Origin of the sequence: Amycolatopsis sp. NPDC059235, assembly GCF_042754125.1 — a bacterium.
In the GTDB taxonomy this organism is placed as follows: Bacteria; Actinomycetota; Actinomycetes; order Mycobacteriales; family Pseudonocardiaceae; genus Amycolatopsis; species Amycolatopsis albidoflava.
Genome location: NZ_JBHZAG010000170.1, coordinates 1 through 8900, shown reverse-complemented (window position 1 = coordinate 8900; position 8900 = coordinate 1). Strand labels below are relative to the sequence as shown.

The window sequence follows — 8900 nt, the reverse complement described above, 5'->3', positions numbered from 1 at the left end:
GCTGGACGCCAGCGCCTCGTGAGTGGCTACGCCGGTTCTAACCGGCGTAGCCACTCACGACCTCACGGGACCCAGCGCTCCTCGGTGACGCTCAGGCTGTCCGCGGTCAACGCCGCCACCGCCGCCCGGTGCCCGTCGGCCGCCTTGAGGTCGGCGAGCCGGGTCCGCGCCGGGTCGAGCGCGTCGTCGCCGGACGCCACCAGCTCGGCGGGCGCGTCGTAGCGGGAGAACGTGATGCTCTGCAGCGGGATTTTCAGCCCCTTGCCGGTGGCCTTCATCACCGCTTCCTTGCGCGTCCAGTAGATGAAGAACGCCGCCGAACGCTCCTCGTCCGACAGGCCCGCGACGGCTTCCCGTTCGGCCGGGCTCAACGCGTACTCCACGAGCGAGGCGTCCGCTTTGCGGCTGGCGGTTTCGACGTCGAGGCCCACTGGCACCCCGTCAGTCACCGCGAGACCGATCAGGTTGCCCGAATGCGAGATCGACAGCACGAGGTCCGAACCTGGAACGCGCGGACGGCCGTGCGGTTTGCCGCAGTCGTCGCAGGTCGCGTCGAAACGCACGGACTCCGCCGCGCCGCCGAGCCGTTCCGCGACGAGCGTCTTCGCGAGAACCCGGCCAGTCAGGAAGCGGCGCTGGTCGATTTCGAGCCGGTACGCGTCGTAGCGGCCGCGCTCCAGGTCGTCCAGCAGCTTCAGGTAGCGGTCCTCCGCGGGCAGCGGCTCGGACCAGCGCACCACGATTTCGGTCACCGGCAATACCCTCCCTCGTCCGCCTCCGATCTTGCCCGGATGCGCCGAGGTTTGTCATGCCCCTACCGGCGAACGCGGCGAAGGCCCCCTCGGAGTCCGAGAGGGCCTTCGCGGCGGAGATGACGAGTGTTAAGACTTGTTCTTGTCGCGCATCGCGATCGGGACCCCGGCTAGGTCCTCCTCGTTGCACAGCAATTTCACGTCGTAGTAGGGCGAACCCTGCCGCTCGTCGTAGTCTAGGTGGATCGCGAGGACGTCGAGCGGTTCTCCCAGCCACTCCTGCGCTTGGCGCAGCCATACTGCACAGCGCTCGAGCGCGCTGGGCAGGTCGTCGTCACGAAACTCGACTGGCCGATACGGGACGTCCTGGACCTGATCGCGCGGGTTTGCGGGTGCGGGCAGGCCAGGCGAGAGACCCGAGTCGTCCAGTTCGAGTTGGATCGTTTGCTCAGTCACCCTTCGAGCGTCCCCCACGTTCGCCGTCTGAGCAAGGCGTATGGCGCTAAAAGCCCTCTTGGACAGGCAAGTCCCACACCTGGGCGACCACTTCGAGGCATTGCCGGAGGTCGCGGGCACGCACCGCGACCGGATGTCCGAGCACCCGCAATGCCAGTTCCGCGTAGTGCGTGGCCAGGTCTTCGAGCTTGAGCGGGCCTTTCGGCGAATACCACCGGGCCACGCCGCTGCACATTTCCAGCAATGCGAGCCGGGTCACGGCCGGTTGTGCGGTGTGGAACACGTTTGCCGCGGCGCCGTCCTCGATCGCGTTGGCCCAGTACTGCTCGTATTCGTCCCGCAGTGCGACGACGCGGGCACGCGCCGGAGCCGAAAGCGCGTCGACTTCGTTGTCCACCACCCGGGTTTCGCCGGGCTGCGCGGCGTGCGCGAGGACGTGCAGCGCGACCAGCGTGCGCATCCGGACCACCGGATCGTCGCTGCCCGCGGTGGCCTTCGCGACCGCGTCGATCAGCCGGCGCAGCGAGGTCGTCATGATCTCGACAAGAAGATCTTCCTTGGTGCCCATGTAGTGATAGAGCGTCGCCGAAGAAAGTTCGGCCTCCTGGGCCAGATCCCGAATGCCTGTGCCGTGGAAACCCTTGGTGGCGAACAGTTTCACGGCGGCTGCCCGGACGCGCTCGGCGCTGCTCACTGCCACTCCCCGGTGCTGCGGTCCCAGGATCCGGCACGGAGGTCGGCGACCTTGCGCAGTTCGCCCTTCGCGACGCGTTCCGACGGCGTGCGCGGCAGGTCGTCCGCGAACGTCCAGAACCTCGGCACCTTGAAGTACGCGAGTTGCCGGGCGCAGAACTCCGCCAGCTCCTCGGGCGACGGGCGGTTCTCGCCGCACACGACGTACGCCTTCACTTCCTCGCCGCGCAGCTCGTCCGGCACCGCGAGCACGGCCGCGAGCCGCACTTCCGGATGCTGCAGCAGCGCGCGCTCGACCTCGTCGGCGGAGATGTTCTCGCCGCTGCGGCGGATCATGTCCTTGGTGCGGCCGAGGTAGTAGACGCGGCCCTCGGCGTCCATCCGCGCGAGGTCGCCGGTGTGGAACCAGCCGCCGGCGAAGGCGCGCGCGGTCGCTTCGGGATCCTCGTGGTAGCCGTGCATCAGCCCGATACCGCGGATCAGCAGTTCGCCGGTTTCGCCGCGCGGCAACGGTTTCCCGTTCTCGTCGGCGATCATCGCCTCGCGGTCGCGGGTCGGCCGCCCGATGCAGCCGGTGCCGACCGCGGCGTCGTGATCGGCTTCGGAGACCCGGATGTCGCCGCCGGTCTCGGTCATCCCGAAGGCCTCGTACCACGGCACGCCCCAGCGCTGCTCCAGCTGCGCGTGCAGGTCGGGCGGGATCGCCGACGCGCTGATCGCGCGGACGCGGTGGTTCCGGTCGTCCGGATGCGGCGGCTGGCGCAGCAGCAGCGTCGGCATCAGGCCGAGGCAGTAGAACCAGGTGACCTCGTGCTCGCGGACCTTCGCCCAGAACGTGGAAGGGTGGAAGCGGTCCAGCACGACGAGCGTCGCCCCGGCGGCCAGCGCGAGCGCGACGTTCCACTGTGGATCAATGTAGTGGAACGGTTGCGCGGTAAGCAGAATGTCGTCTTCGCCGACGGCGGGGAAGCCGGTGGCCAGGCCGATCGCGAGCGTGGTCCAGTAGCGGTGCGGCAGCACGCAGCCCTTCGGCGCGCCGGTGGTGCCGGACGTGTACTGGATGTTCACCGGCTGTTCGGCCACGACCGATTCCGGTTCGCAGCGCGTTTCCGATCGCAGCGCGTCCGGCGTGAGGACGCGTTCCACGGCCGTTTCCGGCGCGATTTTCTCCAGCAGTTCCACGAACTCTTCGGCGGCCACCGCGAGTCGCACGCCGGAGTGGCGCAGGACGTGCGCGCCGTCGAATTCGCGGTAGTTGATGTTCACCGGGACCAGAACTGCGCCGAGTTTGGCGAGCGCGAGCCAGAGGAGCGGGAATTCCGGCTCATTGCGGAGCATCACCGCGACGCGATCGCCTGCCTGGACGCCTTGGTCCTGGAGCGCTTTCGCCAGGCGTCCGCTGCGGTCGTCGACCTCGGCGAAAGTGAATCGGGTATCGGTGCTGTCGAAGATCCACGCCGTGCGCTCGGGCCAGAGCTGCGCGGCGCGCGTGACCAGGGCGACCAGCGTGTCGACGTGCTGCAGCGGCGTCACGCCCGGCTCCGGAACGCTTCGGTCGACGCGCGGACGGCGGCCGAGTGCTCGGTGATCAGGGCGTGGGTGACCTCGAGTTCCAGCGCGGAGTCGAAGGCGTGGTCGATCCCGGCGTCCAGCGCCCGCTTCGCCATCGTGGCGGCCTCCGGCGGGTGATGCGCGATCTTCTCCGCCCAGCCGAGCGCCAGCGGCATCAGCTCGTCGGCCGGCACGGCAGCGTTGACGAGACCGAGGTCGTGCGCGCGGCGGCCGTCGAACCGGTCGCCGAGCAGTAGCAGTTCCTTGGCCTTGACCGGCCCGACCAGCAGCGGGAGCAGCCTGGACGCGGCACCGGTGACACTCAGCCCCAGCGACACCTCGGGGAACGCGAAGACGGCGTCCTCGGCGGCCAGGATCAGGTCGCAGCCCAGCGCGAACTCCGCGCCCGCGCCGATCGCGTACCCGTGCACGGCGGCGATCACCGGCTGACGCAGCGCGCGCAGCCGGCGCGTGACGTCCTGGAGCCGCTCCAGCCGCGCCCGGGAATCACCCTCGGGGGTGGGTTCCTTCAGGTCGTGCCCGGCACAGAAGGCGCGGCCGTTGCCGGCGAGCAGGACGACGCGGGCGTCGCTGTGCGCGACCTCCTCCAGCGCGGTCAGGAAGTCGTCCACCAGCACGGGCGCGACGGCGTTGAGCCGCTCGGGCCGGTTCAGCCGGATCTGCGCGATGCCGCCCTCGACGGCCAGGTCAACGGTGCTCATGGGAGGGAGCCTAGACGTTCGATCGATCGATCGATAGTGTCGAAGGCATGCAGGTTGACGCGGTGTACGAGAACGCCAGGCTGGTCACCGGCGACACCGCGCTGGCGGTGCTGCACGGCCGGATCGTGGCGCTGGGCGACGACGCGCGCGAGCTGTCCGCCCGCCGCCGGGTGGATCTCGGCGGGGGCTTCGTCGCGCCCGGGTTCCACGACGCGCACAACCACATGGCCTGGTTCGGCATGGGCCTCGACGACGTGCCGCTGAGCGACTGCCGCAGCGTCGACGAGGTGTATGCCGCCGTGGCGCGACGCGCGGCCGAGCTGCCCGCCGGGAGCTGGGTCGTCGGCAGCGGCTACGACCAGAACAAACTCGCCGGCGGCGAACACCCGGACCGGCACGGCCTCGATCGGGCCGCCCCCGGCATGCTCGTGCGGCTCAAGCACACGTCCGGCCACATGACGCTGGTCAACTCGGCGGTGCTGGACCAGCTGGACCTGGCGAACGTCCCGGTCGGCGGCGACGTAGTCCGGTCGGCGGACGGGTCGCCGACCGGCCTGCTGCGCGAGCAGGCGCAGTTGCTGCTGCGTCCGCTGACGTACCCGACGCCGCTCGAATCGGTGGTCCGCGGCCTCGACCGAGCTAGCCGGCAGTACCTGTCCGAGGGCATCACGAGTGTCCAGGAAGCCGGGATCGGCGGCGGCCTGGTCGGCGAGACACCGGCCGAGCTGGCCGCGTACCAGCTCGCGCGCGAACGCGGCGTCCTGCGAGTGCGCAGCACGGTGATGGTGGCCGCGAGCGTGCTGCACGACCTGCCCGACGGCGCCGGTTTCGGCCTGGACCTGGGCCTGCGCACCGGCCTGGGCGACGAGTGGCTGCGCGTCGGCCCGATGAAGCTCTTCGCCGACGGCTCGCTGATCGGCCGCACCTGCGCGATGCACGAACCGTTCGCCGGCGAACCGGACAACCGCGGCTACTTCCAGGTCCCCGAGGACGAGCTGACGCGTACCATCCGCCAAGCCCACGACGCCGGCTGGCAAATCGCCACCCACGCCATCGGCGACCGAGCCGTCACGGTGGTCCTGGACGCCTACGAAGCCGCCCTCGCCGCCAACCCGCGCCCCGACCACCGGCACCGCATCGAGCATTGCGCCGTGCTGCCGCCCGCGGAGCTGACCCGCCTGGCCTCGCTGGGCCTGATCGCGTCCCCGCAAGGCCGATTCGTGAACGAACTCGGCGACGGCATGCGCGCGGCCCTCGGCGAATCACGGGTGCCGTGGTGCTACCGCCTCCGCAGCGTCCTGGACGCCGGCTGCGTGCTGCCCGCCAGCTCAGACCGCCCCGTCGTCGACGGCGCCCCGCTGCTGGGCCTCGCCGACATGGTCCACCGCCGGACCTCCACCGGCGAACCGTTCTCGGTTGAGGAAGCGCTGACCCCGGCGGAGGCCCTGCGCGCCTATACCTACGGTTCGGCGTACGCCACCTTCGCGGAGAGCTACCTCGGCACGCTGGAGCCGGGGAAACTCGCGGACTTCGTGGTGCTGTCCGCGGATCCACTGTCCACTGTGGAGGACGCCCGGGTGCTCGGCACCGCGGTGGGCGGCGAGCTGCTTTACCAGGCCTCGTGACGGGGGCGGTGTTTCACTTGCCTACGAACGCCATCGCCTCCCGGGCTAACGTGCTCCACTTCAGCGGAGCCTCCGGATCCATCGAAAACCACTCCTTCATCGGGATGCCTTTGTTCGCGTCGAACCGCACGCCGTGGCCGTCCTCCACCAGTTCGTCCACCCGGGACCTGGGCAGCTTCACCACGAGGCGGCCTCGGACGAACATCGCGAAGATCCGGCCGTGCACCTTGAGCGCGTGGGAGCCGAAGCCGCGGCCGATCCGGGGCGGCGTGACCCCCGGGCACTGCTGCAGCTCGTCGACCAGGTCTTCGAACCGCTCCGCTGTCATTCCCGCACGGTAACCGCGACCACCGACAAAAACCGCCAGAACCAGAAAGGGGTGCCCGATGCCCGTTCGCGACGCCGTCTTCGAGGACGTCGAGGAGATCTGCACGCTCATCGAGGAGCACGCGGTCTACGAGGACAAGCACGACCTGAAACTCGACCGAGCCGAGATGAGCGGCCACCTGTTCGGCCCGGAGCCGAAGGCGTGGGTGCTGATCTGCACGCCGCCGGGGCGGCCGGATCTCGTTGCCGGGTTCGCCTTCTGCAGCTGGAATTTCTCCACCTGGGAGGGCCGCCCGGGGATCTGGCTCGACGACCTGTTCATCCGCCCGGAGCACCGTCGGCACGGGCTCGGCCGGGAGCTGCTCGACGCGTTGCGCGCCCGGACGACGGGGCGGGTCGAGTGGGACATGCAGGCGGGCAATGCCAAGGCGGAGGCGTTCTACGCGCAGCTCGGCGCGGAGCCGGTGCCGGGATGGGTGCGCTACCGCTGGCGGCCGTGACTCCGCTGGCGGCGGGGCCGGCCGCCGGACCCCCGCTGGCGGCCCTGACCGGCAGACCGCGACAGACCCGGCCCCGTATCGTATGCGGTATGGGAGATGGTTCCGTCCGGAGGTCGTCGTCGGTCGAGGACTACGTGCGGGTGATCTACGGGCTGGTCGAACGGGGCGAGGCGGTCACCAACGCGTCGCTGGCCGGGCGGCTTGAGGTGAGCCCGTCGTCGGCGTCGGGCATGGTCACGAAGCTTTCGCAGCTCGGGCTGGTCGCGCACGTGCCCTACCGCGGCATCGAGCTGACCTCGGAGGGGCGCCAGCTCGCCCGGTCGGTGCTGCGCAGGCACCGGCTGATCGAGACGTACCTGGTCTCCGAGCTCGGCTTCACCTGGGACGAGGTCCACGCCGAGGCCGACGCGCTGGAACACGCCGTCTCCGATCGGCTCGTCGAGCGCATCGCGGCCAAGCTCGGCAATCCCGTGCGCGATCCGCACGGCGATCCGATCCCGGCTCCGGACGGCAGCGTCGAGGAGCTTCCGATGCGCATCCTGGACGACCTGCCGCCCGGTGCGGTCGGCGAGATCGTCCGGGTGTGGGACACCGATCCGGACCTGCTGCGCTACCTCACCGAGCACGCGATCGGCCTCGGCGAGCGGATCGAGGTGGTCGAGCGGCAGCCGTTCGGCGGGCCGATGGTGGTGAAGGTCGGGCAGCCGCCGGACGCCGCCACGCACGCGATCGGCAAGGAGATCGCGCAGGCGTTGTCCGTGACTCTGCGCTGACGCACCGTGCGCTCCGGAGCGTACGCGCGAGTGTCGCCGCCGAACGGATGTGCCGCGAAGGCCCCGAGCCGACGATAAACGGCATGACCACTACCAAACCCTTCCGCTTCGGCATCGTCACCGGATACGCGCCGGATCTGCCGTCTTGGACCGCGCAGGCCCGCCGGATCGAGGACCTCGGGTTCGACATCATGTTCGCCACCGATCCGGTCGGCGGGCTCGATCCGCTGACGCTCGTTCCGGCCGCCGCCGCGGTCACCAGCGAGCTCACCCTCGGCACCTTCGTGCTCGCCGATCCGTTCCGTGCCGCCCGGAACCTCGCGTGGCAGGCCGATTCACTGCATCAGGCGACTGGCGGCCGCTTCCTGCTGGGGCTGGGCATCGGTCATCCCGGGGCCGGCAAGCACGCGGAAACGCTGGGGCGCGAGTTCGGTTCGCCGGGGGAACGTGTCGCCCGGTTGGCGGACACCATCGAGGTGCTTTCGCAGCGCCCCGACCGGCCGCGGCTATTGCTCGCGGCTTCCGGGCCCAAAATGCTCGCGCTCGCCGCGCGCACCGCCGACGTGGTGACGTTTTCCTGGGGGCCGCGCACGACCGAGGAACAGGCTGACTCCATTGTGGACACTTTTCGCTCGTTCGCGGGAGACCGCGATGTGGAATTGGCGGTGAACCTGACCGCTATCGGGGACAAGCCTTCGCCTCAGCTCGCCCGCTACACCGGGGTCGACGTGCCGCAGCTGGTCGAGGAGAAAGCCGTCACCGTGCTGCCGGAAAACCCCGACGCCGCTGGGGAAATGCTTCTCCGCTGGCGAGAGCGGTGGGGGATTTCCTGTGTCACGGTCAATTCCGGCTACGGGGAACCGTTCGCCGCGATTGCCCAGGGACTCTCCGCACAAGGGTGACCCCTCTTCCGATCATGCGTTATCCGGCCTACGCTCCGAGGTTTCCCAGCGACGTGGTTCGGAGCGTGTGCGATGACCGGTCAGCGAACACCGACGATCGACCGGGGGAGTACAACAGGGCGGGATCTCGGGCAATTGCTCGAAACCGGCCCGTTCGCCGAAGCGCTGCGCGCGGCCATCCGGGCCCGCGGGCTCGGACTCGAACGCATCAGATATCGGCTGCGGGGAAGGGGAACCACGGTCAGTCTCGCGACCTTGAGCCATTGGCAATCCGGACGCTGCCGCCCGGAACGCCCGGAATCCTTGCGGGCATTGCGAAATCTCGAGCAGATCCTCGGCGTCCCGGACGGGTCGCTGCGCAGGCTGCTCGGCCCGCCGCGTCCGCGCGGCCAGTTCCACCAGCCGGGCCAGCAGCTCTCCTGAGCGCGCCCGGCCGCGGCGGACGGCGAGTGCGCCGGCGTATCCCGACGTCTACGCGCCGCCGTCCGCCGCGTTCGCCAAGACTGCGGTGCTCTCCGCTCCAGCAGAAGTCCGTGAAGGGCTCCTTGAGGGAATCAGATTCCCTCAAGGAGCCCTTCACGGAACTTTCCTGATGTGTG

At 69.9% G+C, this 8900-nt stretch carries 11 protein-coding genes; 5 read left to right on the top strand and 6 right to left on the bottom strand.

The annotated features are described in order from the left end of the window. Positions 1 to 62: 62 nt before the first annotated feature. From ACFXI3_RS46600 to ACFXI3_RS46580, 5 genes are all read right to left on the bottom strand, one after another. Complete coding sequence (locus ACFXI3_RS46600; protein ID WP_378408631.1) at positions 63 to 752, bottom strand: 4'-phosphopantetheinyl transferase family protein; 690 nt, start codon at positions 750 to 752, stop codon at positions 63 to 65. A gap of 129 nt (positions 753 to 881) precedes the next feature. Next, on the bottom strand, positions 882 to 1208 hold the full coding sequence (locus ACFXI3_RS46595; RefSeq protein WP_344281126.1) for a hypothetical protein: 327 nt from the start codon (positions 1206 to 1208) through the stop codon (positions 882 to 884). 46 nt (positions 1209 to 1254) lie between these two features. Beyond that, a complete protein-coding gene (locus ACFXI3_RS46590; RefSeq protein WP_378408629.1) occupies positions 1255 to 1902 on the bottom strand; it encodes a TetR/AcrR family transcriptional regulator in 648 nt (215 codons plus the stop codon). Then, positions 1899 to 3434: an ATP-dependent acyl-CoA ligase gene (locus tag ACFXI3_RS46585; protein ID WP_378408627.1), complete on the bottom strand. Its 1536-nt coding sequence runs from the start codon at positions 3432 to 3434 to the stop codon at positions 1899 to 1901. Before ACFXI3_RS46585 ends, ACFXI3_RS46590 begins: the two co-directional genes overlap by 4 nt. Next, positions 3431 to 4174: an enoyl-CoA hydratase/isomerase family protein gene (locus tag ACFXI3_RS46580; protein ID WP_344281121.1), complete on the bottom strand. Its 744-nt coding sequence runs from the start codon at positions 4172 to 4174 to the stop codon at positions 3431 to 3433. Before ACFXI3_RS46580 ends, ACFXI3_RS46585 begins: the two co-directional genes overlap by 4 nt. 47 nt (positions 4175 to 4221) lie before the next feature. Here ACFXI3_RS46580 and ACFXI3_RS46575 point away from each other — a divergent pair, with 47 nt between their 5' ends. Beyond that, entirely contained in the window at positions 4222 to 5799 is a 1578-nt protein-coding gene (locus tag ACFXI3_RS46575) for an amidohydrolase (RefSeq protein WP_378408625.1), read from the top strand. A gap of 13 nt (positions 5800 to 5812) precedes the next feature. On the opposite strand, the gene ACFXI3_RS46570 is transcribed toward ACFXI3_RS46575, so the two are convergent. Next, positions 5813 to 6127 (bottom strand): hypothetical protein, encoded by a 315-nt coding sequence (locus ACFXI3_RS46570; protein ID WP_378408623.1) that lies wholly within the window; start codon positions 6125 to 6127, stop codon positions 5813 to 5815. A 58-nt stretch (positions 6128 to 6185) separates the two neighbouring features. On the opposite strand from ACFXI3_RS46570, the gene ACFXI3_RS46565 reads away from it, so the two are divergent. The 4 genes from ACFXI3_RS46565 (at position 6186) to ACFXI3_RS46550 (ending at position 8724) form a co-directional block, all read left to right on the top strand. Continuing rightward, positions 6186 to 6626: a GNAT family N-acetyltransferase gene (locus ACFXI3_RS46565; RefSeq protein ID WP_344281113.1), complete on the top strand. Its 441-nt coding sequence runs from the start codon at positions 6186 to 6188 to the stop codon at positions 6624 to 6626. Positions 6627 to 6715: 89 nt separating this feature from the next. Then, positions 6716 to 7399, top strand: coding sequence for a metal-dependent transcriptional regulator (locus tag ACFXI3_RS46560; RefSeq protein WP_344281110.1), 684 nt, complete (start codon positions 6716 to 6718; stop codon positions 7397 to 7399). An 83-nt stretch (positions 7400 to 7482) separates the two neighbouring features. Then, a complete protein-coding gene (locus ACFXI3_RS46555; protein WP_378408620.1) occupies positions 7483 to 8301 on the top strand; it encodes an LLM class flavin-dependent oxidoreductase in 819 nt (272 codons plus the stop codon). Positions 8302 to 8373: 72 nt separating this feature from the next. Further along, positions 8374 to 8724, top strand: a complete 351-nt coding sequence (locus tag ACFXI3_RS46550) for a transcriptional regulator (RefSeq protein ID WP_116201118.1) — start codon at positions 8374 to 8376, stop codon at positions 8722 to 8724. Positions 8725 to 8900: the final 176 nt, after the last annotated feature.

Excerpts from the sequence above, each read along its gene's own strand:
- ACFXI3_RS46580 (WP_344281121.1), bottom strand. The coding sequence starts at position 4,174 with ATGAGCACCGTTGACCTGGCCGTCGAGGGCGGCATCGCGCAGATCCGG.
- ACFXI3_RS46575 (WP_378408625.1), top strand. The coding sequence starts at position 4,222 with ATGCAGGTTGACGCGGTGTACGAGAACGCCAGGCTGGTCACCGGCGAC.
- ACFXI3_RS46570 (WP_378408623.1), bottom strand. The coding sequence starts at position 6,127 with ATGACAGCGGAGCGGTTCGAAGACCTGGTCGACGAGCTGCAGCAGTGC.
- ACFXI3_RS46565 (WP_344281113.1), top strand. The coding sequence starts at position 6,186 with ATGCCCGTTCGCGACGCCGTCTTCGAGGACGTCGAGGAGATCTGCACG.
- ACFXI3_RS46560 (WP_344281110.1), top strand. The coding sequence starts at position 6,716 with ATGGGAGATGGTTCCGTCCGGAGGTCGTCGTCGGTCGAGGACTACGTG.
- ACFXI3_RS46555 (WP_378408620.1), top strand. The coding sequence starts at position 7,483 with ATGACCACTACCAAACCCTTCCGCTTCGGCATCGTCACCGGATACGCG.
- ACFXI3_RS46550 (WP_116201118.1), top strand. The coding sequence starts at position 8,374 with ATGACCGGTCAGCGAACACCGACGATCGACCGGGGGAGTACAACAGGG.